Raw genomic sequence first — 22,999 nt, forward strand, 5'->3', positions numbered from 1 at the left:
CCGTGTCGGCCCGCGTTCACCGCGGCCGGAACAGAGCGCGGCCGGCGTCGCCGTCAGGTGCGAGCAGCAGCACGTCGTCGTCGGCCAGGAGGACGGTGTCGCCGCGGACGTGCACGAGCCGGCCGGCCCGGCTGATCATGCTGACCCACATGTCCTCGCCGAGGGGAAGGTCCTCAACCGCGGTGCCGTCCGCCCGGGACCCGCGGCCGACGACGAAGCGGTGCAGCCCTTCCGGCTCGTCGCGGAAGCGCATCCCGAGCGCCCACGGCTCGGGCTCGCGGACGCGCATCGGCACCCGCCAGAGGCGAGCCAGCGTCGGCACGAGGCCGCCCTGGACGACCACCGAGACCAGGACGACCACGAAGATCACCGCGTAGATGCGGTCGGCGCCGGGGACCCCCTCGGTCAGCACGTAGGTGCCGAGCAGGATCGGCACCGCGCCCTTGAGCCCCGACCACAGCACGAACGCCCGCTCGCCCCGCCGCAGCCGGATCGGCGCGAGCACGAGGCTGAGGAGCACCGGCCGGATGACCAGGATCAGCAGCGCGGCCAGGCCGATCCCCGTCCAGCCGCTGCCGTCCCCGAAGGCGCCCGACAGCGGGATCGAGAGACCCAGGACGGTGAACGCGACGATCTCGGCGAGGCTGCTCGTCGCCGAGCTGAACCGCTCGATCTCCCGCTTGTAGGGCGCCCGGGTGTCGCCGACCAGGATCCCCGCGAGCAGCACCGCGAGGAAGCCGGAGCCGTGCGCGAGCGTGCAGGCGCCGTAGACCAGCAGCGCGAAGGCGACCGCGCGCAGCGGGTAGAGGGCGGCGTTGGGCATCGGCAGGTGCTGGAGCAGCCAGCGCAGCCCGAGCCCACCCAGGACGCCGAACCCGATGCCGATCGCCATCTGCGCACCGAACTCCAGCGCTCCGTGCCACACCGCGCCGGCACCGCCACCGGTCGACCCGAGCACGGCGAGCATCAGCGCGATGCCGACCGGGTCGTTGGCGCCCGACTCGCCCTCGAGCAGCGTGCCGGTGCGTCCGGCGATCTCGCGCCGCCCGAGCACGGAGAACACGACGGCCGGGTCGGTCGGAGCCAGCGCCGTCCCAAGCAGCAGCGCCGCCCGCCAGCCGAAGTCGAAGAGTCCGTGCGCCGCGACCGCGAGCGCTCCGGCGGTGACCAGCGTGCCCGCCACTCCGACCCACACCACTGCGCCCGCCACCGGACGGAAGCGACGCAGGCCGATGTGCATGCCGCCGTCGAAGAGGATCAGCACGAGGGCCACCGTCGCGATCCGCTGGTCAGCGTGCACCGAGAGCGAGCCGAGTCTCGGGAACAGGTCGACGAGGAGCGAGGCGGCGACCAGGAACAGGGCCGGCGCGGGGATGTGCGTGCGCTCGCTGAGCCGCGAGGAGCCGGTCGCCGCGAGGACGGCCAGGGCGGCGCACGCGACCACGACGGCGAACGGGATCACGTCGTGCACGGGGCGGCTCCAGGGTCGTCGAGACGTCGCCGACCAGACTTCCCGGCACTCCTGGGACCAGCCTAGTGGAGTGCTGCCGCCGCATGGGGTACGTCACACCGCGCATCGGCACGATCGGTGGCACCCTTGCGGGATGGAGCTGAGCCGCCGTGGCCTCACCCGCGCCGTCGTACGCCGGGCCAACAGCCTGGGCGCGACGCCGATCAGCACGCGCAGCCTGGTCGCGCGGGCGACCCGCTTCGGCGACCGCGACGGCAGCGCCGCGATCCGGACCGCGGTCGGCGGCAAGGTGGTGCTCGTGACCGGCGCGTCCTCGGGCATCGGCCGGGCCGCGTCGGTGCGGCTCGCCGCCGCGGGCGCGACGGTGCTGCTGGTGGCGCGCAGCGAGGAGCTCCTCCAGGAGGTCGTCGAGGAGGTCGCTGCCTCCGGTGGCCGGGCGCATGCCTACCGCTGCGACCTCACCGACCTCGAGCAGGTCGACGCACTGGTCAGCAAGGTGCTCGACCAGCACGACCACGTCGACGTCCTGGTCAACAACGCCGGCATGTCGATCCGCCGCAAGGTCCGGCACTCGGTGGACCGGTTCCACGACTTCGAGCGGCCGATGCAGCTCAACTACTTCGCCGCGGTGCGCCTGACGATGGGCCTGCTGCCCACGATGGTCGAGCGCGAGTCCGGACAGGTCGTCAACATCTCGAGCTGGGCCGCGGTGCTGCGGCCGGCCCGCTTCTCGGGGTACGCCGCGTCGAAGGCCGCGCTCGAGGCGTGGTCGGACTCCGTGCAGGGCGAGGTGCTCGGCGACGGGGTGGTGTTCACCAACGTGCACATGCCGCTGGTGCGCACGCCGATGATCGCGCCGACGAAGCTCTACAGCCGGATGCCGGCGCTGACCGTCGACCAGGCGGCGAGCGTGGTCTGCGACGCCGTGGTCAGCCGCTCGCGCCGGGTGACTCCGCTGGCCGCCGGGATGGTCAGCTGGGCGGAGTCGATCAGCCCCGGCCTGGGCGACCTGATCCGCAAGAACGCCATCTGAGGTCCACGCCTGCCGGCCTGTCAGGCTGCGGTCAGCCGCGCGCTCCTAGCGTTCGGCCGATGAACACTCGCGTCTTCCGTGCGCCCAAGGTCCCCGAGGTCTTCGTCGTCTTCTGGGTGGTCAAGCTGCTCACGACCGGGATCGGCGAGGCCGGCGCCGACTACCTCGGCACGGTGAGCATCCCGCTGGCCGCGGTGGTCGGCATCGGCGGCTTCTTCGCCGCGCTCGCACTGCAGCTGCGCGCGACGACGTACCACCCGGTCCGCTACTGGGTGACGGTCCTCAGCGTCGCCCTCTTCGGCACGATGATCGCCGACGGTCCGCACGTCGCGCTGGGCACGCCGTACTACGTCGACTCGTGCATCTACCTGGTCGCGCTGTGCGCACTGCTGATCTGGTGGAAGCAGAGCGAGGGCACCCTCTCGGTGCACTCGATCACGACGGCGCGACGCGAGCGCTTCTACTGGGGCACCGTGCTGCTCACCTTCGGCCTCGGCACCGCGCTCGGCGACACCACGGCGATCAACCTCGGCCTCGGGTTCTCCTGGTCGATCGTCCTCTTCGGGGTGCTCATCGTGGTGCCGCTCGTGCTCTGGCGGCTCGGGCTGGACGCGGTCATCGCCTTCTGGGCGTCCTACGTGCTGACCCGTCCGCTCGGCGCATCGGTGGCCGACTGGCTCGGCAAGCCCCCCTCGCAGGGCGGCGTCGGCTGGGGTGACGGTGCGGTCTTCGGGCTCGGCCTGGCGATCTTCGCCGCCTTCGTGCTCTACCTGACGCTCACGCACAGTGACGTCGAGGGTGCTCACGACGCGCGGCAGGCAGACGACCTCAAGCTCCCCGACGCGGACCTCGACCCGATCGGTTGAGCGCCCTCAGGCGACGACGCGGGCGGCAGGGGTGTCCAGGGACTCGAGGAAGCCCTCGACGACCTTGAGCAGCGCCGGAGCAGCCTCGGCATGGATGTTCACCGGCGCGACCAGCGGGGACGGCTCGACCGGGGACGGCGACTCGATGAACCGGTCCAGCACCAGGAAGCCGTTGACGACGTGCCGGGCCTCCATCGAGGTCAGCACCGGACGCAGGGCGTAGTCCAGGGCGAGCGCGTGCGCGATGCTGCCCCCGGTCGCCAGGGGCAGCACCGACTTCCCGCGCAGCCCGAACTGGGGGGTGAGGTCGAGCCAGCACTTGAGCAGGCCGGAGAACGCCGCCTTGTAGACGGGCGTCGCCACCACCACCGCATCGGCCCGCTCGAGCCTCGCCATCGAGTCACGGATCGCCGGGTCCGCGAAGTCCGCGTGCAGCAGTGCCTGGGCCGGCAGGTCGCGGATGCGCAGGGTGTCGACCGTGTGGCCGCTCGCGGTGACGATGTCGGTCACGTGCCGGAGCAGGACGGCGCTCCGGGACACCTCCATCGGGCTGCCGGAGACGGCGAGGACGTGTGCCATGGATGTTGCTCCTTGGATTCGCAGATCAGGGCCGGGGTCAGACGGCCGGGTCAGATGGTGCGGTGCCGCGGCGCCTCGGGCCGGAGCCGGGAGGTGAGCGTCACGCGCTCACCTGGTCCAGCTCCGACCCGCCCGGGACAGGCAGCCCGTAGTGGTCGCGCAGCGTGCGGCCGGCGTACTCGCGCCGGAAGAGGCCGCGCTGCTGCAGGAGCGGCACCACGTGGTCGACGAACGCCTCGAGGCCCGACGGGAGCACGGCCGGCATGATGTTGAAGCCGTCGGCCGCGCCGCCCAGGAACCACTGCTCGATCGAGTCGGCGACCTGCTCCGGAGTCCCGGCGAAGGTGCGGTGCCCGCGCCCGCCGCCGAGCCGGTTCAGCAGCTGACGGACGGTGAGCTGCTCCTTGTGGGCCATGTCGAGGGTCAGCTCGTAGCGGCTCCGGTTGCCCTGGATGTCCTCGGTGGGCCGCACCCGCTCGGGCAGCGGACCGTCGAGGTCGATCTCGTCGGCGGGGATCCCGATCTGCTCGGCGAGCTGGTGGAGCGCGTGCTCGTGCACCATCAGGTCGTCGAGCTGGCGCTCGAGCCGCAGCGCCTCCTCCTCGGTGCCGCCGATCACCGGCACGATGCCCGGGAGCACCTTGAGGTGCTCGGGGTTGCGCCCGGCGCGGCCCACGGCAGCCTTGAGCTCACGGTAGAAGGCCTGGCCGTCCTCGATGCTGCGCTGCGCGGTGAACACCGCCTCCGCGAACCGCGCCGCGAGGGCGATGCCGGCCGGGGAGGAGCCGGCCTGGACGAGCACCGGCCACCCCTGCTCGCTGCGCCCCACGTTGAGCGGACCGCGGACCGAGAAGTGCTCGCCGTGGTGGTCGAGCGGGTGGATCCGGGCCGGGTCGGCGTACACGCCGGCGGCCTTGTCGGCCACGACCGCGCCCGGCTCCCAGCCCGACCACAGCCCGGTGACGACCTCCAGGAACTCCTGGGCCCGTGCGTAACGGGTCGCGTGTCCCGGGATCGTCTTGAAGCCGAAGTTGGCTCCGGCGTCCTCAGCGGCGGAGGTGACGACGTTCCAGCCGGCCCGCCCGTGGCTGATCGCGTCGAGCGACGCGAACCGGCGGGCGACGTTGTAGGGCTCGTCGTACGTCGTGGAGCCGGTCGCGATCAGGCCGATCCGCTCGGTCACCGCCGCCATCGCCGCGAGCAGCAGCGTCGGCTCGATCGCCTCGGCCGGCCGTCGTGCCGGGTTGGTCATCAGTGACGGGCTGTCGGCGAAGAACACGGAGTCCATCAGGCCGCGCTCGGCGATCCGGGCGAGCTCCTGGTAGTGGGTCACCTCGGAGGAGGCGAACGGGTCGCTCTCGGGCAGCCGCCACGCGGCCTCGTGGTGGCCCACGCTCATCAGGAACGCGTTGAGGTGGAGGTGTCGGTCGGTCATCTGGGTTCTCCTGTGGATGCGGTTTTCAGGCACGCCAGCGGGACAGCCGGCGTTCGAGGAAGACGAGGCCGTAGTTGATCGCGAGGCCGAGCGCCGAGGTGGTGAGGATCGCGGCGTACATCGGCGCGATCAGGAAGTTGTTCTGCGCGTAGTTGATGTAGTAGCCCAGGCCCGCGGTGGCGCCGATCATCTCGGCGGCGATCAGCACGAGCACGGCGGTGGCGCCGGCGATCCGGATGCCGGTGAAGATGGTCGGCAGCGCGGCCGGGAACACGACCTTGCGGAAGGTGGTGACCGGCGAGAGCCCGAGCACGCGCGCCGACCGGAGCAGCTGCGGGTCGACGTTGCTGACCCCGCTGATCGTGTTCAGCAGCACCGGGAAGAAGCAGGCGTAGGTGACGATGGCGATCTTCGAGGTCTCCCCGATGCCGAGGATCAGGAGGAAGACCGGCAGCAGGGCCAGCGGCGCCGTGTTGCGGAACAGCTCGAGGGGTGGCGTGAGCACCTCGCGCACCAGCCGGTACCACGCGATGGCTCCGCCGAGCGGGATCGCGACTGCGATCGCGAGGAAGAACCCGGTGGCCGACCGGACCACGCTCGCCTGCACGTGCTTGGCGAGCTCGCCGGACCGGTAGAGCTCCCACCACGCGTGCAGCACCTGCGACAGCGGAGGCACGAAGTAGTCGTTGACGAGCCCGACGCGCGGCGCGACCTCCCAGATGGCCGCCAGCAGGATGACTCCGAAGAGCCCGCGGAGGAAGGTCCGCGTGCCGGTGCCGACGCGAGGGGAGGCACGCACCTCGCCGGCTTCCTGCTGGCGCGTGTTCGGAGCGGCTGCGGTGCGCTCGGTGAGGAGATCAGGCAACGCGACCGACCTCCCCAGGCTCCAGCCCAGGCTCCAGCCCGGACTCCAGCCCGGAGTCGAGCCCCGGCTCGTCGGCCGCCTGGAGGTCGCTGCGCAGCAGCGACCAGACGTGGTGGCGGTGGCGGGCGAACTGCTCGGTCGACCGGACGTCCTGGTTCGGCCCGCCGTGGTCGAGACCGACCTCGACGATCGTCTTGAGCCGGCCGGGACGGTTGCTCATCACCCCGACGCGCTGGCCGAGGAACACTGCCTCGTCGATGTCGTGGGTGATGAACACGATCGTCGTCCCGGTGCGCCGCCAGATGGAGAGCAGCTCCTGCTGGAGGCGCTCGCGGGTCTGGGCGTCGAGCGCGCCGTACGGCTCGTCCATGAGCAGCACCTCGGGCTCGTAGGACAGGCTGCGCGCGATCGCCACGCGCTGCTTCATCCCGCCCGAGAGCTCGTGCGGGTAGCGGTCGGCGAACTCGGTGAGGCCGACCAGCTCCAGGTACGTACGCGCCCGCTCACGACGCTCCGCGCGGCTCAGTCCACCGGCCGCCTCGAGCGCGAACTCGATGTTGCCCTGTGCCGTGCGCCAGGGGAGCAGGGTGTACTGCTGGAACACGAACCCCCGGTCCAGGCCCGGCTCGGTGACCTCACGGCCACCGACCCGGATCGACCCGCCTGCCGGCCGGTTGAGGCCGCTGATCAGGTCGAGCACCGTGGACTTGCCGCAGCCACTGGGCCCGACGAGCACGAACAGCTCACCCGCCCGGATGGTGAGGTCGAGCCCGTCGAGGGCGACGAACTCCTGCGGGCGGCCGCCCTTGTCGCGCACGTGGAAGACCTGGCGTACGCCGTTCAGCTCGATCGCGCTGCTCATCAGCCCTCCTCGGCGTACGGGTTGTACTTGTTGGTGTAGATGTCGGAGGCCTTGATCGCGTCGGCCTTGACGTCACCGCGGGACTTGAGCCAGTCGAGCCAGAGGTCGAAGTCCTGGTCACGGATCAGGCCGGCCTTGGTCGCGATGCCGAGGCCCTTCCACAGGGCAAGCGCCTTCGCGTCGTCGGGCCGTCCCTGCTGGGTCAGCCAGGCCTGCAGCTTCGCCTTGACCTCGTCGACGGGGTGGGTCGAGGCGTAGTCGACGGCCTTGGCCAGACCTGCGACGAACTTCTTGGTGAGGTCGGGGTTCTGCTTGATGAACTGGTCGCGAAGCACGATGCTGCCGCCGTTGTACGGCCCGACCAGGTCGACGTCGGTGGTCAGCACCTTCAGGCCCGGGCGGCTGAGGGCCGACTCCTGGAGCGCACCGCCGAGGTACGCCGCGTCGACCTTGCCCTCGCGGAGCGCCGCCTCCTCGTTGATGCCGGGCAGCGGCACGAGGGTGACCTTCTTGATCTCGTCCTGGCTCAGGCCGCCCTTGGCCAGGTAGGTGTCCAGGACTGCCTCGGCGTTGGCGCCGAGCGTGTTGACCGCGACCTTCTTGCCGATCAGGTCCTTGGCGGACGCGATCGCACCGTCGCTCTTGGCCAGGATCGAGGAGCGCACGGCGTCGCTGGACCCGTAGTAGGAGATCACCGAGGTGATCGGTGCGCCCGTGGAGGCGATCTGCGCGATCGCCCCGTTGAACGCGGCGCCGTAGTCGACCTGGTTGCTGACCAGCGCGGCGATGGACTGCGGACCGCCCTGGACCGTGCCGACGTACTTCAGCTTGACGCCGTCGAGGTAGCCGAGCGCCTTGGCCAGCTCGGGGAGGTTCACCGAGCCCTGGTAGCCCTGGTAGCGGATGGTGTCGGTGCCCTTGCTGCCGGACGCTGCGCTCTCGGCGCAGCCGGTGAGACCCACTCCCGCGAGCAGGAGGGCGGCGAGCGCGGCCGCGATCTTGGGGGCGACGGGGACTCTCATCGGTCAGCCTTTCGAGTGTTTGTCTACTGGAATAGTAGAGATTACACGAACGAAGACGGCCTGCAACTCAGGGGTCCAGAACGGCGTGTCCGTCGGCTGCGAAAGGTGTAGGACAGTGCCATGCGCGACGCGGACGGCCACCGACGCTCCGTGGTCGCGCGGGTTGCCCGACGGGCCCTCGCCGTGACGGCGATCGCCTGCCTGGTCGCGGCGTGCAGCACCGGGAGCCCGGTCCGGACCGACCCGGCACCGCGCGAGAGCACTCCGACTGCGTCGGCGGGGAGCACCCCGACGGCGTCCGCCGTGAGCACCGCGACCGCGGAAGCCGGGGTGCCTTCCGTCGACCCAACAGCCCTTGCGAGCCAGCTCGACGGTGCGGTGGCGACGCTTCGCGACCGGCACGCGACCCGGGGCGAGGTCCGGCAGGCCGGCGAGCTCCAGCAGCTCGCGGTCCGGGCGCTCGTGCTGGGGTCCGCGACATTCCGGCGGACGGCGTTGGCCGCCATGGATGACGCCGCGGCTCGGCAGACCCGCGGTGACGTGACGGCCGCCCAGCTGCTGACCGTGATCACCGAGCCCAAGCGGAAGTTTCCGCCGTGGCGGATCATCGCGCCGCCGCCGCCCGCGGTGCTGCTCGGCTACTACCGCGAGGCGGAGCAGCGCACCGGCGTGCCCTGGGCCTACCTGGCCGCGATCCACCTGGTCGAGACCCGGATGGGCCGGATCCGTGGGCCGAGCACGGCCGGGGCCCTCGGACCGATGCAGTTCCTGCCGGCCACCTGGGACCGGTACGGCGCCGGCGGCGACATCAACGACCCGCACGACGCCATCCAGGCCGCGGCCCGTCTCCTCGCGGCGCACGGTGCACCTGCGGACATGGCCGGTGCCCTGCGGCACTACAACCCCTCGGACCGGTACGTCGGTGCGGTGACCGAGTACGCCCGCACGATGCAGCGCTCGAAGGCCGCCTACCGCGGCTACTGGAGCTGGCGCGTGCTCTACCACCTCGTGCGCGGCACCTACGTCCTCCCCGAGGGCTACCCGACCGTCCGGCCCGTGTCCCTCGAGGGCGGCTGACGGCCCGCGGCTAGATTCGGCGGCATGCCCGCACCCGAGCCGTGGCGGGGCGCGCTCCGGATCCGTCCGGGCGTCGTCGCGTTCCGCGGAGAGATCGGCAGCGCGGAGCCGCACGCGCACGCCGCTGTCCAGCTCTACCGCTGCGAGCGTGGCGAGGTCGAGGTGACGGACGGCTCGGGCGCCTCGGTGTCGGCGGCGACCCTCGTCATCCCGGCTCGCGCTCGCCACCGGGTGAGCGTCGAGCCCGGTGTCGTCGGCACGACGATGTTCCTCGATCCGTCGAGCGCCTGGGCTACGCCCCACGGCTCCTGGGAGGCGTCGGTCCGCGACTGGGCGGACCACGAGCGCGCGGCGATGGTGGCTGCGGCGCTGGAGGCCGTCGCGAGACCGGCCGAAGGCACGTTCGGCGCGCGCGTCGAGGAGTGGGTCAGGACGCGCCTGCCCGAGCGCGCGGAGGTCTCGGAGCTCGCCCGGGCGCTGGCGATCTCGGAGCCGACCCTTCGCCGCCGGGCGCGCGCCGACCTCGGCCTGACCGTCCAGTCCTACGCCCGGTGGATCCGGCTGCTGGTCGCGCTCGAGCAGGTGGCGTCAGGTGCCTCGATCACCGACGCCGCCGCCGCGGCCGGGTTCAGCGACGGCTCGCACGCGACCCGCGCCTGCCGCGAGATGTTCGGGCTCGCGCCGTCGGAGGCGATCGCGCACCTGAGCATCGAGTCCTGATCGTTTCGTCCAAGCCCCCGGGGTGCGGTCGGCGACACCCTCGAGGCATGCGCATCCTCGTGAGGTACGGCTACGTGCCGTTCATGTACCTGGTCCTCGGCGGAGCGGCGGTCGTGCTGGCCGGCCGGCACGCGCCGGTGTGGGCCTTTCCGCTGGTCGTGGTCGCCGGCGTCGCGGCGTCGTTCGGGGCCGAGCGCCTGCTGCCCTACGAGGAGGCCTGGAACCAGGGCCAGGGTGACGTCGGCCGCGACGTCACCCACGCGGCGGTCAACGAGACGGTGATGCTGCTCAGCGTCGGCGTGATCCCACTGCTCGCCTCCGTGGGCCTCAGCCCGGGCCTCTGGCCGACAGCGCTCCCGGTCGTCGCGCAGGTGGTCCTGGCCGTGGTCGTCGCCGACCTCGGCATCACGGTCGCGCACCTCGCCTCGCACCACTTCGACGTGCTCTGGCGCTTCCACGCCGTGCACCACTCGGTGAGGCGGGCGTACGGCTTCAACGGCCTGATGAAGCACCCGGTCTCCCAGGTCTTCGAGACGGCGGTCGGCGTGCTTCCGCTGATCCTGCTGGGGATCCCGGCCGACGTGGCGACCGCCCTGGCGGTGTGCGTGGCGCTCCAGCTCCTGCTGCAGCACTCCAACGTCGACTACCGCGTCGGCCCGCTTCGCACGGTGCTCTCGCTCAACGAGGGCCATCGCTTCCACCACCTCAAGTGGGCAGGCGTCGGTGACGTGAACTTCGGTCTCTTCACGCTCGTCTGGGACCACCTCTTCGGGACCTTCTCGTTCGACCCGACGCGGCGGTTCTCCAGCGCGGACCTCGGCATGTCGGCGAAGCCGAGCTACCCCGTGCCCTGGCCGGCCCAGATGGCCGAGCCGTTCCGGGCCTCGGGGGCGTGCGCGCACGTGCCCAGGGTCGTCGACGAGCCCTCCGACCTGACCGATGACCTGCCAATTCGGGACCGCGGGCGTTCGACGTCCCTACGATGACGCCATGACCGAGCCGCGGGCGACGAGGAACGGCCGGCCGCCGAGCATGGCCGACGTCGCCAAGCACGCGGGGGTCTCGCACCAGACCGTCTCCCGGGTGCTCAACGACTCGCCGCTGGTGCGGGAGGAGACGCGCGCCCGGGTGCTCGCGGCCATCGACGAGCTCGGCTACCGCCGCAACATGGCGGCGCGGATGCTGGCGACGAACCGGAGTGGGCGGATCGGCGTGATCTCCGCGCACCTGGTGCTCTACGGACCGAGCATGATCGGCGCCGCCGTACAGGACGCCGGCCACCGGGCGGGGTACGACGTGTCGCTGGTCGGGCTCTCCGAGTTCTCCGCCCGGTCGCTGCGCGACGCCGTCGAGCGGCTGCTCGACCAGGCGGTGGAGGCGCTCGTCGTCGCGGTCGCCCAGCGCGATGCGGTGGCGGAGACGCGCGCCCTGCAGCTGGCGATCCCGGTCGTGGTCGTGCAGGGCGTCTCGGCCGGACAGACGATGGCCGCGGGCGTCGACCAGCTCGCCGGCGCGCGCGCGGCGACCGAGCACCTCCTCGACCTCGGCCACCGCCGTGTCGCCCACGTGACCGGGCCGATGGACTGGGTCGAGGCCGAGCAGCGGCGCGAGGGCTGGCGTGTCGCCCAGTCCGACCGCGGGCTGCTCCCCGGCCCGGAGCTCGCGGGCGACTGGTCGGCGGAGAGCGGCTACGCTGCCGGGCTGCAGATCGCCGAGGACCACGACGTGACCGCGGTCTTCGCGGCGAATGACGCGATGGCCCTCGGGGTGCTCAAGGCCCTGCACGAGCAGGGCCGCCGCGTGCCGGGGGACGTCAGCGTCGTCGGCTTCGACGACGTGCCCGAGGCGGCGTACTACTGGCCCTCGCTCACGACGGTCAACCAGGACTTCGCCAGCCTCGGCCGGTGCGCCGTCGAGCTTGCCCTCCGTGCCCTCGACGGCGAGGCCGACCCGGTCGTGGAGCTGGTCGAGCCGAGGCTCGTCGCGCGCAGCTCGTCCGGGCCGATGCGCCCTGCGTGACGCTGGCTGATGTTAACGTTCACACCGTGGGAGTGAGCGGGGCCGGCACGCTGCCGGACGGGCGACCGGTGCGCCGCATCCTGCTCGGCGAGCCCCCGGGGCCGGTGCTCGTGCTCCTCGACCTCGGCGCCACCGTGCAGTCGCTCGAGGTCGGCTGCGGCGACGGAGTGCGGCGCGACGTCGTGCTCGGCCAGGCAACGCCGCAGGAGTACCTGGAGTCCTCGGACTACCTCGGCAGCACCGTTGGCAGGTACGCGAACAGGATCGCGGGCGGGCGCTTCCCGCTCGAGGGTGCGCAGGTCGTCGTCGGGACGCACGACCGCGGCAACAGCCTCCACGGCGGGCCGGACGGGTTCGACCGCCGGGTGTGGGAGATCGTCGACCACTCCGAGGTCCACGCGCAGCTCAGCCTGGTCAGCCCCGACGGCGACCAGGGATTCCCGGGCACGCTGCACGCGACTGCACGCTTCGAGGTCGTCCGCAGCGACGTGCGCGTCGACCTCACCGCCACCACCGACGCGACGACGGTCGTGAACCTGACCAGCCACGCCTACTTCAACCTCGACGGTGCCGGTGCGGGCACGATCGACGACCACGTACTGAGGGTCGATGCCGAGGAGTACACCCCGGTGGACCGCAACGGCATCCCGCTCGGCGCGCACGCCCCGGTCGCCGGCACCGCCTTCGACTTCCGCGCGCCGGCAGCGATCGGCCCTGCGGTGCGCTCCGGGGAGGAGCAGGTCGGCTGGGCCCGCGGCATCGACCACAACTACGTGCTGCACGGGGAGGGCCTGCGGCGCGCCGCGGTGCTGTCCTCCCGGCGTACCGGTACGACGCTCGAGCTGCACACCGACCAGCCCGGCCTCCAGGTCTACACCGGCAACTTCCTCGACGGCACCCGTCCCTCCGCGGACGGCGGCCGCTACCGGCAGGGCGACGGCATCGCGCTCGAGCCCCAGCTCTTCCCCGACACTCCCAACCGGCCGCAGTTCGGGTCGGCCGTGCTACGCCCCGGAGAGACCTACCGCTCCCGCATCGTGTGGCGGTTCGGCACCCAGGAGCCCGATTCGGCACAGTTCGGGCGCAGTCGCGGGTGAGCGCTCACATTTCTGCCACGAATCTCGGCGGAACCCTTGACGTGGCGGAATGTTAGCGCTCACACTCTCGGCAGTGACGTCGGTCACAAGGGCAAGACCGCCCGTTGATCTGGAGGAAACACAGTGGTGGCGAAGAAGAAGATCCTGATCGCGGCAAGCGCGATCGCCTTGGGGTCGCTCATGCTCACGGCGTGCGGCAACTCCGACAAGTCGTCGGGCAGCACCAGCGGCAAGACCATCACCATGGGCTTCGCCCAGGTGGGTGCCGAGAGTGGCTGGCGGACGGCGAACACCAAGTCGATCCAGGCGAGTGCCAAGAAGGACGGCATCGACCTCAAGTTCTCCGATGCGCAGCAGAAGCAGGAGAACCAGATCAAGGCGATCCGGTCCTACATCCAGCAGAAGGTCGACGTGATCGCCTTCAGCCCGGTCGTGGAGACCGGCTGGGACGCGGTTCTCCAGGAGGCCAAGCGGGCGCACATCCCGGTGATCCTCACCGACCGCGCCGTGGACTCCAAGGACACCTCGCTCTACAAGAGCTTCCTCGGCTCCGACTTCGTCAAGGAAGGCCAGAAGGCCGGCCAGTGGCTGCTCGACAACGCCTCCACCTCCGACGTCAACGGTGACGGCAAGATCAACGTCGTCGAGATCGAGGGCACGACCGGTGCGGCCCCGGCCATCGACCGCAAGAAGGGCTTCGAGGACACCATCGCGTCCGACTCCAACATCAAGGTGATCGCCTCGCAGACCGGGGACTTCACCCGTGACGGCGGCAAGCAGGTCATGGAGGCCTTCCTGAAGTCGCAGAAGGGCATCGACGTCCTCTTCGCCCACAACGACGACGAGGGTCTGGGCGCCATCGAGGCGATCAAGGCCGCCGGCCTGACGCCCGGCAAGGACATCAAGATCATCACGATCGACGCCACCAAGGACGGCATGACCGCGCTGTCGCAGGGCGAGATCAACTACATCGTCGAGTGCAACCCGCTCCTCGGGCCCCAGCTGATGGACCTGGCCAAGAAGGTCGTGGCCGGCAAGTCGGTCCCGCAGCGGGTGCTCACCACGGAGACCGCGTTCGACCAGGCGCAGGCCACCGCGGCCCTGCCCACCCGGCAGTACTGATCCACCCTTCGGACCCGGCGCCGGCCGGCACGACCTGCCAGATGACCGGCGCCGGGACCGACCAAGGGGCACGAACGCGAGGCCGCACGGGACGGTCCGCGCCTGGGGCCGCCGGACCGTCCTCACCTGGACGGTCCGGCGGCGGACCCGGGAAGCACGACCCAGGAAGCACGACCCCGGAAGAGGGAATGATGACGCAGATGCACGTCCAGCCGCGCGGCGCGGCCAGTGACGCGTCGGACCCGGTGATCGAGATGCGCGGCATCTCGATCGCGTTCGGCGGCGTACCGGCCCTCGACGGAGTAGACCTCCGGCTGTTCCCCGGCGAGGTGCACGCCCTGATGGGTGAGAACGGTGCCGGCAAGTCGACGATGATCAAGGCGCTCACGGGCGTCTACGCGATCGACTCCGGCACGGTGGTCGTCGGTGGGCAGCAGCAGACCTTCTCCTCGCCGGCGGCGTCGCAGGCCGCCGGGATCAGCACGGTGTACCAGGAGATCAACCTGGTCCCGAACCTCACCGTCGCCGAGAACATGCTGCTCGGCCGCGAGCCCCGCCGCCGCGGCGGGATCGACTTCAAGGCGATGAACCGGCAGGCGGCGGCGACGCTCGACCGGCTGGGCATCGAGGTCGACCCGGCCTCCGAGCTGGGGGCCCACCCCATCGCGGTGCAGCAGCTGGTCGCGATCGCGCGCGGCGTCGACGTCGACGCACGCGTGCTCATCCTGGACGAGCCGACCTCCAGCCTCGACGCCGACGAGGTCGCGATGCTCTTCTCGGTGATGCGGACGCTGCGCGAGCACGGCGTCGCGATCGTCTTCGTCTCCCACTTCCTCGACCAGGTCTTCGAGATCAGCGACCGGATGACGGTGCTGCGCAACGGCCGGCTCGTCGGCGAGGTGCTCACCAGCCAGACCACGCAGCTCGAGGTCGTGCAGATGATGATCGGCCGCGAGCTGGCCGCCCTGGAGCGCCTGGAGAACGCCAGCGGAGCCGGGGTCGACCGCACCGCGGCGCCGGTGCTCAAGGCGCTCGGGCTCGGGCGGAAGGGATCGCTCGAGGCCACCGACCTCGACGTGTTCGAGGGCGAGGTCGTCGGGATCGCCGGCCTCCTCGGCTCCGGTCGCACCGAGCTCGCGCGCCTGCTCTTCGGCGCGGACACCTCCGACCACGGCACCCTGGACGTCAACCAGCAGCCCGGCCACCTCCGCAGCCCGCGCCAGGCGATCCAGCGCAAGCTCGCCTTCTCGAGCGAGAACCGCCGCGCAGAAGGCGTCATCGAGGACCTCACGCTCGCCGACAACATGCTCCTGGCCCTCCAGGCGCGGCGCGGCTGGCTCCGGCCGATCCCGGCGGCCATGCGGTCCAAGCTCGTCCGGCAGTACATCGAGGCGCTCGACATCCGCCCCGCCGACCCCAACGCGCTCATGCGCAACCTGAGCGGCGGCAACCAGCAGAAGGTCCTGCTCGCACGCTGGCTGATCACCGAGCCGCAGGTGCTGATCCTCGACGAGCCGACCCGGGGCATCGACATCGGCGCGAAGGCGCAGATCCAGCAGCTGGTCGCCGACCTCGCCCACCAGGGCGTCTCGGTGGTCTTCATCTCCGCGGAGCTCGAGGAGGTCCTGCGCCTCAGCGACCGGGTGGTGGTGATGCGCGACCGCGCGAAGGTCGCCGAACGGCTGAACGACGACCTCAAGGTCAGCGACGTGCTCGAGATCATCGCCGGCTCGGTCCGGCAGGAGGAAGAGTCCGATGCCTGAGACCGCTGCCCCCGTCCGTCCCGACGAGGAGACCGCCGACCAGCGGCCGGGCCTCGCCGCCCGGCTCTCCGGCAGCTCGCTGCTGTGGCCGGTGCTGGCGCTGCTCGCGCTGGTGCTGGTCAACCTCGTCGTCCACCCCGACTTCCTGTCGGTGCGGGTCCAGGACGGCGACCTCTACGGCAACGTGATCGACATCCTGCGCAACGCGGCGCCGGTGCTGCTGATCGGGCTCGGCATGACGCTGGTCATCGCCACCCGCGGCATCGATCTCTCCGTCGGTGCGATCGCCGCGATCGCCGGGGCGGTGGCGTGCGTCTCGATCGCCGGCTCCTCGCACGAGTCCGCGCTGGGCACGATGCTCGTCGCCTGCTCGCTCGCGCTGGCCACCTGCGTCGCGCTCGGGCTCTGGAACGGCTTCCTCGTCGCCGTGCTCGGGATCCAGCCGATCATCGCGACCCTGGTGCTGATGACGGCCGGTCGCGGCATCGCGATGCTCGTCACGGGCGGGCAGATCACCCTGGTCCACAACACCCACTTCGAGTTCCTGTCCAGCGGCTTCGTGCTCGCGCTGCCGTTCGCCATCCTCCTCGCGCTGGCGCTGTTCGCGGTGACCGGCCTGCTGGCCCGGCGTACCGCCCTGGGCATGCTGATCGAGGCGGTCGGCATCAACCCCGAGGCCAGCCGGCTCGCGGGCGTGCGGGCGCGCACCATCCTGTGGACCGTCTACGCCTTCTCGGGCTTCTGCGCCGGCCTGGCCGGGCTGATGATCTCGGCGAACACGGCCGCCGCAGACGCGAACAACAACGGACTCTGGATCGAGCTCGACGCGATCCTCGCCGTCGTCATCGGCGGTACCTCGCTCGCCGGAGGACGGTTCTCCCTGACCGGCACGCTGATCGGCGCGCTGTTCATCCAGACCCTCAAGACCACCATCAACGTGATCGGCATCCCCTCGGAGATGAACTACCTCTTCAAGGCGATCGTGGTGATCGCGGTCTGCCTGCTGCAGTCGCCGAAGGCCCGTGCCCTGCTCACGGTGCGCCGACGACCCCACGCCGGTGCGAAGGCGGTGACGGCATGACCACGGCCGATCCGCTCGCCACGGGGGCCGGCGAGTCCGTCTGGGACCGCCTGCGGACCTTCACGCCACCGAGCCGCTTCGTGCCGGTGATCACCACCTTCGCCCTGCTGGTCGGGATGTTCGGCGCCGGGGCGGTGCGCTACCCGGGGTTCTCCGACCCGCAGGTGGTGCTCAACCTCTTCATCGACAACTCGTTCCTGATCGTGCTGGCCGTCGGGATGACCTTCGTGATCCTCACCGGCGGCATCGACCTCAGCGTCGGGTCGGTGGTCGCGCTGTCGACGGTCGTGGCCGCGCGGACGATGGAGGCGGGATGGCCGCCCCTGGCCGCCTGCGTGCTGGTCCTGCTGGTCGGCAGCACCCTCGGGCTGCTGATGGGGCTGGCGATCCACTACTTCGACGTCCAGCCCTTCATCGCGACCCTGGCGGGCCTGTTCTTCGCCCGCGGGCTCTGCTTCCTGCTGGCCGGACGGCCGCTGCCGATCGACAACCACGCCTTCTCCAGCTTCGCCGAGGCGAGCATCACCCTGCCCGGCGGCTACTACACGACCTGGGCGGTCGTCGTGGCCCTGCTCGTCGTGGCCGTGGCCGCCTGGGTGCTCCACCGCACCCGGCTGGGCCGCACGGTCTACGCCATCGGCGGCAGCGAGACCTCGGCGCTGCTGATGGGGCTCCCGGTCGCGCGGGTCAAGGTCGGCGTGTACGTCGTCAGCGGGCTCTGCTCGGCCATCGCCGGCCTGCTCTTCGGGCTCTACATGCTCTCCGGCTACAGCCTGCACGCCGTCGGCATGGAGCTCGACGCCATCGCCGCGGTCGTCATCGGCGGCACGCTGCTCACCGGTGGTCGCGGGTTCGTGATCGGCTCGGTGCTCGGCGTGCTCGTGCTGGGCACGATCCAGACCTTCATCTCCTTCGACGGCACCCTCAGCTCGTGGTGGACCAAGATCTCCATCGGCGTCCTGCTGCTGGCGTTCGTGGTCGTGCAGCGCCTGGTCACACGGCGGCAGACATGACCGGTCGGCTCGACAGCGCAGTCCCCGACCGGCGGCCTCCCGCTGCGCGGGCACCCGTGATGGCCGATGTCGCGCGGCTCGCGGGTGTCTCCCACCAGACCGTCTCGCGGGTGATCAACGGGCAGACGAACCTGCGCCCGGCGACGCGGCTGCGCGTCGAGGAGGCGATCCGCCAGCTCGGCTACCGGCCGAACTCAGCGGCGCGTGCCCTGGTGACCAAGCGCTCCGGCACCGTGGGCGTGATCGGCTCCAAGAGCGGCTTCTGGGGTCCGAGCTCGGTCCACCGCGCGATCCAGGCAGCCGGCCGCGAGGCCGGCTACTTCGTCAGCTCGGTCAACGTGCACGACCTGACCCGCAACGCGGTCAGCGACGCGGTGGACCACCTGCGCGACCAGCGGGTGGAGGGCATCGTGCTGATCGCCGCCAACGACGACGCCGTCGAGGTCGCCCGCCACCAGGAGGTCGCCGGCATCCCGGTGGTCGTGGTGGAGGGCTCGCTGGAGAAGGCGCGCTGGACCGTCGGCGTCGACCAGGTCGCCGGGGCCGCGCTCGCCACCCAGCACCTGCTCGACCTCGGGCACACCGAGGTCGTCCACCTCGCCGGCCCGATGCAGTGGACCGAGGCGCGTGGCCGTCTTCGTGGCTGGGAGCAGGCGATGCACGGCGCCGGGCTGCGTCCCTCTCCGCACGTCGAGGGCGACTGGACGGCCGAGAGCGGCTACCGCACCGGCCACGCACTCGCGAAGCGCGACGACCTGACGGCCGTCTTCGCGGCCAACGACCAGATGGCGCTCGGCCTGCTGCGCGCCCTCTGGGAGGCGGGCCGATCGGTGCCGGGCGACGTGAGCGTCGTCGGCTTCGACGACATCCCGGAGGCGGCGTTCCTGATCCCGCCACTGACCACCGTCCGTCAGGACTTCACGGCCCTGGGGCACCGGGCCATCGAGATGCTGCAGAGCGCGATCGCCGACCCGGCGCCCGAGGACGACGTCCCCGCCGGGCTCATCCAGCCGGAGCTCGTGACCCGTGCGAGCACCGCTCCGCCGCAGAGGGGAAGGCGCTGATGTCCGCCCACCAGTACGTCGTCGGCGTCGACTTCGGCACGCTGTCCGGCCGTGCGCTCGTCGTACGCGTCTCCGACGGCGCCGAGCTCGGCACCGCGGTGCACGAGTACGCCCACGGAGTGCTCGACCGTCAGCTGCCCGACGGGACGCCGTTGCCGCCCGACTGGGCACTGCAGGTGCCCGACGACTACCGCGAGGTGCTCCGGACCGCCGTACCGGCGGCGCTCGCCGCGTCCGGTGTCGACCCCGCCGACGTGATCGGCATCGCCACCGACTTCACCGCCTGCACGATGGTGCCGGCGCTCGCCGACGGCACGCCGCTGTGCGAGGTGCCCGGTCTCGAGGGCCGCGCGCACGCCTACGTGAAGCTCTGGAAGCACCATGCCGCGCAGCCGCAGGCCGACCGGATCAACGCTCTCGCCGCGGACCGCGGCGAGACCTGGCTGCCGCGCTACGGCGGGCTGATCTCCTCGGAGTGGGAGTTCGCCAAGGGGCTGGAGCTGTTCGAGGACGACCGCGAGCTGTACGACGCGATGGACCACTGGGTCGAGGCCGCCGACTGGATCGTGTGGCAGCTGTGCGGGGAGTACGTCCGCAACGCGTGCACCGCCGGCTACAAGGGCATCTACCAGGACGGCCACTACCCGTCGGCCGACTTCCTCGGGGCCCTCGCGCCCGGCTTCGAGGCGTTCGTCCCCGACAAGCTCGACCACCGGATCGGCGCGCTGGGCTCGCGCGCCGGCACCCTCACCGCCGAGGCGGCCGGCTGGACCGGCCTGCCCGAGGGCATCGCGGTCGCGGTCGGCAATGTCGACGCGCACGTGACCGCGCCGGCGGCCCAGGCAGTGGCGCCCGGACAGATGGTCGCGATCATGGGCACGTCGACCTGCCACGTCATGAGTGCGGACGTCGTGCGCGAGGTCCCCGGGATGTGCGGCGTCGTCGACGGCGGCATCGTCGCCGGCCGGTGGGGCTACGAGGCGGGGCAGAGCGGTGTCGGCGACATCTTCGCCTGGTTCACCGAGCACGCGGTTCCCGCCTCCGCCACACAGGCGGCCGCAGCGGCGGGGGAGTCGGTGCACGAGCACCTCACCCGGCTCGCGGCGCAGCAGGAGATCGGCGAGCACGGCCTGGTCGCGCTCGACTGGCTCAGCGGCAATCGCTCGGTGCTCGTCGACCACGAGCTCTCCGGACTGGTGATGGGCCTGACCCTGTCGACCCGGCCCGAGGACATCTACCGGGCCCTGATCGAGGCGACGGCGTTCGGCACCCGGGTCATCGTCGAGACCTTCCGCGACGCCGGCGTACCGGTCGAGGAGTTCGTGGTCGCGGGTGGCCTGGCTAAGAACGAGCTGCTCATGCAGATCTATGCCGACGTCACCCGGCTGCCGATGTCGGTGATCGGGTCGGAGCAGGGACCGGCACTCGGCTCGGCGATCCACGCCGCGGTCGCGGCCGGCGCGTACGCCGACGTGCCCCTGGCCGCGAAGAGCATGGGGAAGGTGCGCCACGACGTGTTCGTGCCGGACGAGGGCCGGGCGGCGGCCTACGACGAGCTGTTCGCCGAGTACCTCGCCCTGCACGACGAGTTCGGCCGCCGTTCCCCGGCGATGCGCAGGCTCAAGGCGATCCGCCGCGCGGCGGTCGAGCGCCGGCTGAGGGGGACGAGCCGATGACGGCGGTCAGTGACGTGACGGCCACCATCGCCACGATCCGGCGCGAGGTGTGCGCGCTGCACGCCGAGCTGATCCGCTACGAGCTGGTGGTGTGGACCGCCGGCAACGTCTCGGCGCGCGTCCCCGGGCACGACCTGCTCGTGATCAAGCCGAGCGGCGTCTCCTACGACGAGCTGACACCGGAGAACATGGTGGTCTGCGACCTCGACGGCCGGGTGGTCGAAGGTGAGCACGCCCCGTCCTCGGACACCGAGGCGCAGGCCTACGTCTACCGGCACCTGCCCGAGGTCGGCGGCGTGGTGCACACGCACTCGGCGTACGCGACCGCGTGGGCCGCGCGCCGCGAGCCGATCCCGTGCGTGCTGACGATGATCGCCGACGAGTTCGGCGGTGAGGTCCCGGTCGGGCCGTTCGCCGTGATCGGTGACGACTCGATCGGCCGCGGCATCGTCGAGACGCTCTCGGGCAGCCGGTCGCCGGCAGTGCTGATGGCGAACCACGGCGTGTTCGCCATCGGGTCCAGCGCACGCGCGGCCGTCAAGGCTGCGGTGATGTGCGAGGACGTCGCCCGGACCGTGCACCTGTCCCGCCAGCTCGGCGAGCCGATCGCGATCGAGCCGGACCAGGTCGACCGGCTCTTCGACCGCTACCAGAACGTCTACGGCCAGCCTGAACCGCAGTCAGCCACGGAGGAATGATGAGCACCCCAGCCGCACCGCGAGCGTCCGCCCAGCCGGCCGAGATCTGGTTCCTCACCGGGAGCCAGGGCCTGTACGGCCCCGAGACGCTCGAGCAGGTCGCTGCGCAGTCCCAGGCCATCGCCGCTCGCCTGGACGCCCCCGGCGAGCTGCCCGTCTCCGTCGTGTGGAAGCCGGTGCTCCTCGACGCCGCTGCGATCCACCGGCAGATGCTCGAGGCCAACAGCGCACCGCAGTGCGTGGGCGTGATCGCGTGGATGCACACCTTCTCCCCGGCGAAGATGTGGATCGCCGGGCTCGATGCCCTCGCCAAGCCACTGCTGCACCTGCACACGCAGGCCGGCATGGCGCTGCCCTGGTCGACGATCGACATGGACTTCATGAACCTCAACCAGGCCGCCCACGGCGACCGGGAGTTCGGCTACATCCAGTCGCGGATCGGCGTACCTCGCAAGACGGTGGCCGGCCACGTCGACTCCCCGGTGGTCCGCGCCCGGATCGCCGCGTGGTCGCGCGCCGCCCTGGCGCGCGACGAGCTGCGCGGGCTCAAGCTGGTCCGCTTCGGCGACAACATGCGCGACGTCGCGGTCACCGAGGGTGACAAGGTCGACGCACAGCTGCGCTTCGGCGTCTCGGTGAACACCTACGGCGTGAACGACCTGGTCGCGAAGGTCGACGCCGTCGGCGACGACGACATCGACAAGCTCGTCATCGAGTACGCCGACAGCTACCAGGTCGCGCCCGAGCTCCTTCCCGGTGCCGAGCGGCACGAGTCGCTGCGTGACGGCGCCCGCATCGAGCTCGGCCTGCGGGCCTTCCTCACCGAGGGTGGGTTCGGCGCGTTCACGACGAACTTCGAGGACCTCGGCGGGCTGCGACAGCTCCCCGGGCTCGCCGTGCAGCGGCTCATGGCCGACGGCTACGGGTTCGGCGGCGAGGGCGACTGGAAGACCTCGGTGCTGCTGCGGGCGATGAAGGTGATGGGCGCCGGGCTGCCCGGCGGCACGTCCTTCATGGAGGACTACACCTACCACCTGGTCCCGGGACAGGAGAAGATCCTCGGCGCGCACATGCTCGAGGTCTGTCCCTCGATCACCTCGCAGACGCCGTCGCTGGAGATCCACCCGCTGTCGATCGGCGGCCGGGAGGATCCGGTGCGGCTGCGGTTCACCGCCGACCCCGGCCCCGGTCTGGTCGCGGGGCTGTCCGACCTCGGCGACCGGTTCCGCCTGACCGTCAACGACATCGACGTCGTCGACCCCGACGAGGACCTGCCGAAGCTGCCCGTCGCCTGCGCGGTCTGGGAGCCGAGGCCGTCCCTGGCCACGTCGGCGGAGTCCTGGCTGATGGCCGGAGCGCCGCACCACACCGTATTGTCGACTGCCGTGGAGCTGGAGACGCTGGAGGACTTCGCCGAGATGGTCGGCACCGAGGTCCTCGTGATCGATGACGACACCACCACACGCAGCTTCCGGCGCGAGCTGCGCTGGAACGCCGCCTACCACCGGCTGGCCGAGGGCCTGGGCCGGTGACGGC

General features: G+C 71.5%; 21 protein-coding genes. 15 read left to right on the forward strand and 6 right to left on the reverse strand.

From position 1 onward, the window contains the following. Positions 1-16: 16 nt before the first annotated feature. Positions 17-1,471, reverse strand: a complete 1,455-nt coding sequence (locus ACVW00_RS01640) for a cation:proton antiporter domain-containing protein (RefSeq protein ID WP_457109162.1) — start codon at positions 1,469-1,471, stop codon at positions 17-19. Positions 1,472-1,604: 133 nt separating this feature from the next. On the opposite strand from ACVW00_RS01640, the gene ACVW00_RS01645 reads away from it, so the two are divergent. Together ACVW00_RS01645 and ACVW00_RS01650 are read left to right on the forward strand one after the other, a co-directional pair. Beyond that, on the forward strand, positions 1,605-2,504 hold the full coding sequence (locus tag ACVW00_RS01645; protein ID WP_457109163.1) for an SDR family NAD(P)-dependent oxidoreductase: 900 nt from the start codon (positions 1,605-1,607) through the stop codon (positions 2,502-2,504). A gap of 59 nt (positions 2,505-2,563) precedes the next feature. Next, positions 2,564-3,370, forward strand: a complete 807-nt coding sequence (locus ACVW00_RS01650; RefSeq protein ID WP_457109164.1) for a COG4705 family protein — start codon at positions 2,564-2,566, stop codon at positions 3,368-3,370. 6 nt (positions 3,371-3,376) lie between these two features. Here ACVW00_RS01650 and ssuE read toward each other — a convergent pair whose 3' ends face one another. The 5 genes from ssuE to ACVW00_RS01675 form a co-directional block, all read right to left on the reverse strand. Beyond that, entirely contained in the window at positions 3,377-3,949 is a 573-nt protein-coding gene (gene ssuE, locus ACVW00_RS01655) for an NADPH-dependent FMN reductase (RefSeq protein ID WP_457109165.1), read from the reverse strand. A 100-nt stretch (positions 3,950-4,049) separates the two neighbouring features. Continuing rightward, on the reverse strand, positions 4,050-5,384 hold the full coding sequence (locus tag ACVW00_RS01660) for an LLM class flavin-dependent oxidoreductase (RefSeq protein ID WP_457109166.1): 1,335 nt from the start codon (positions 5,382-5,384) through the stop codon (positions 4,050-4,052). Between the two features lie 25 nt (positions 5,385-5,409). Next, positions 5,410-6,249 carry an ABC transporter permease gene (locus ACVW00_RS01665; protein WP_457109167.1) on the reverse strand — a complete coding sequence of 280 codons (840 nt, stop codon included), beginning with the start codon at positions 6,247-6,249 and terminating at the stop codon, positions 5,410-5,412. Next, entirely contained in the window at positions 6,242-7,111 is an 870-nt protein-coding gene (locus ACVW00_RS01670) for an ABC transporter ATP-binding protein (protein ID WP_457109168.1), read from the reverse strand. The genes ACVW00_RS01665 and ACVW00_RS01670 overlap by 8 nt, the downstream gene beginning before the upstream one ends. After that, positions 7,111-8,133, reverse strand: coding sequence for an ABC transporter substrate-binding protein (locus ACVW00_RS01675; RefSeq protein ID WP_457109169.1), 1,023 nt, complete (start codon positions 8,131-8,133; stop codon positions 7,111-7,113). The genes ACVW00_RS01670 and ACVW00_RS01675 overlap by 1 nt, the downstream gene beginning before the upstream one ends. A gap of 120 nt (positions 8,134-8,253) precedes the next feature. On the opposite strand from ACVW00_RS01675, the gene ACVW00_RS01680 reads away from it, so the two are divergent. The 13 genes from ACVW00_RS01680 (at position 8,254) to araA (ending at position 22,995) form a co-directional block, all read left to right on the forward strand. Beyond that, positions 8,254-9,210 carry a transglycosylase SLT domain-containing protein gene (locus ACVW00_RS01680; protein ID WP_457109170.1) on the forward strand — a complete coding sequence of 319 codons (957 nt, stop codon included), beginning with the start codon at positions 8,254-8,256 and terminating at the stop codon, positions 9,208-9,210. A gap of 24 nt (positions 9,211-9,234) precedes the next feature. After that, positions 9,235-9,930, forward strand: coding sequence for an AraC family transcriptional regulator (locus tag ACVW00_RS01685; RefSeq protein ID WP_457109171.1), 696 nt, complete (start codon positions 9,235-9,237; stop codon positions 9,928-9,930). Between the two features lie 47 nt (positions 9,931-9,977). Then, positions 9,978-10,916 (forward strand): sterol desaturase family protein, encoded by a 939-nt coding sequence (locus tag ACVW00_RS01690; RefSeq protein ID WP_457109172.1) that lies wholly within the window; start codon positions 9,978-9,980, stop codon positions 10,914-10,916. A gap of 4 nt (positions 10,917-10,920) precedes the next feature. Continuing rightward, positions 10,921-11,949, forward strand: coding sequence for a LacI family DNA-binding transcriptional regulator (locus ACVW00_RS01695; protein WP_457109173.1), 1,029 nt, complete (start codon positions 10,921-10,923; stop codon positions 11,947-11,949). A gap of 26 nt (positions 11,950-11,975) precedes the next feature. After that, on the forward strand, positions 11,976-13,046 hold the full coding sequence (locus ACVW00_RS01700) for an aldose epimerase family protein (RefSeq protein ID WP_457109174.1): 1,071 nt from the start codon (positions 11,976-11,978) through the stop codon (positions 13,044-13,046). 126 nt (positions 13,047-13,172) lie between these two features. Then, on the forward strand, positions 13,173-14,168 hold the full coding sequence (locus tag ACVW00_RS01705; protein ID WP_457109175.1) for an ABC transporter substrate-binding protein: 996 nt from the start codon (positions 13,173-13,175) through the stop codon (positions 14,166-14,168). A gap of 191 nt (positions 14,169-14,359) precedes the next feature. Continuing rightward, the gene (locus ACVW00_RS01710) at positions 14,360-15,931 is read left to right on the forward strand and encodes a sugar ABC transporter ATP-binding protein (protein WP_457109176.1); all 1,572 of its coding nucleotides are present in this window, start codon (positions 14,360-14,362) and stop codon (positions 15,929-15,931) included. Next, on the forward strand, positions 15,924-17,012 hold the full coding sequence (locus tag ACVW00_RS01715; protein WP_457109177.1) for an ABC transporter permease: 1,089 nt from the start codon (positions 15,924-15,926) through the stop codon (positions 17,010-17,012). Before ACVW00_RS01710 ends, ACVW00_RS01715 begins: the two co-directional genes overlap by 8 nt. Beyond that, positions 17,009-18,025, forward strand: a complete 1,017-nt coding sequence (gene yjfF / locus ACVW00_RS01720) for a galactofuranose ABC transporter, permease protein YjfF (RefSeq protein WP_457109178.1) — start codon at positions 17,009-17,011, stop codon at positions 18,023-18,025. The genes ACVW00_RS01715 and yjfF overlap by 4 nt, the downstream gene beginning before the upstream one ends. Next, the gene (locus ACVW00_RS01725; protein ID WP_457109179.1) at positions 18,022-19,089 is read left to right on the forward strand and encodes a LacI family DNA-binding transcriptional regulator; all 1,068 of its coding nucleotides are present in this window, start codon (positions 18,022-18,024) and stop codon (positions 19,087-19,089) included. Before yjfF ends, ACVW00_RS01725 begins: the two co-directional genes overlap by 4 nt. Then, entirely contained in the window at positions 19,089-20,765 is a 1,677-nt protein-coding gene (gene araB, locus ACVW00_RS01730) for a ribulokinase (protein WP_457109180.1), read from the forward strand. The genes ACVW00_RS01725 and araB overlap by 1 nt, the downstream gene beginning before the upstream one ends. After that, entirely contained in the window at positions 20,762-21,463 is a 702-nt protein-coding gene (locus ACVW00_RS01735) for an L-ribulose-5-phosphate 4-epimerase (RefSeq protein WP_457109181.1), read from the forward strand. Before araB ends, ACVW00_RS01735 begins: the two co-directional genes overlap by 4 nt. Then, positions 21,463-22,995 carry an L-arabinose isomerase gene (gene araA, locus ACVW00_RS01740; RefSeq protein ID WP_457109182.1) on the forward strand — a complete coding sequence of 511 codons (1,533 nt, stop codon included), beginning with the start codon at positions 21,463-21,465 and terminating at the stop codon, positions 22,993-22,995. The genes ACVW00_RS01735 and araA overlap by 1 nt, the downstream gene beginning before the upstream one ends. Positions 22,996-22,999 lie beyond the last annotated feature (4 nt).

It is taken from the genome of Marmoricola sp. URHA0025 HA25, assembly GCF_054059435.1.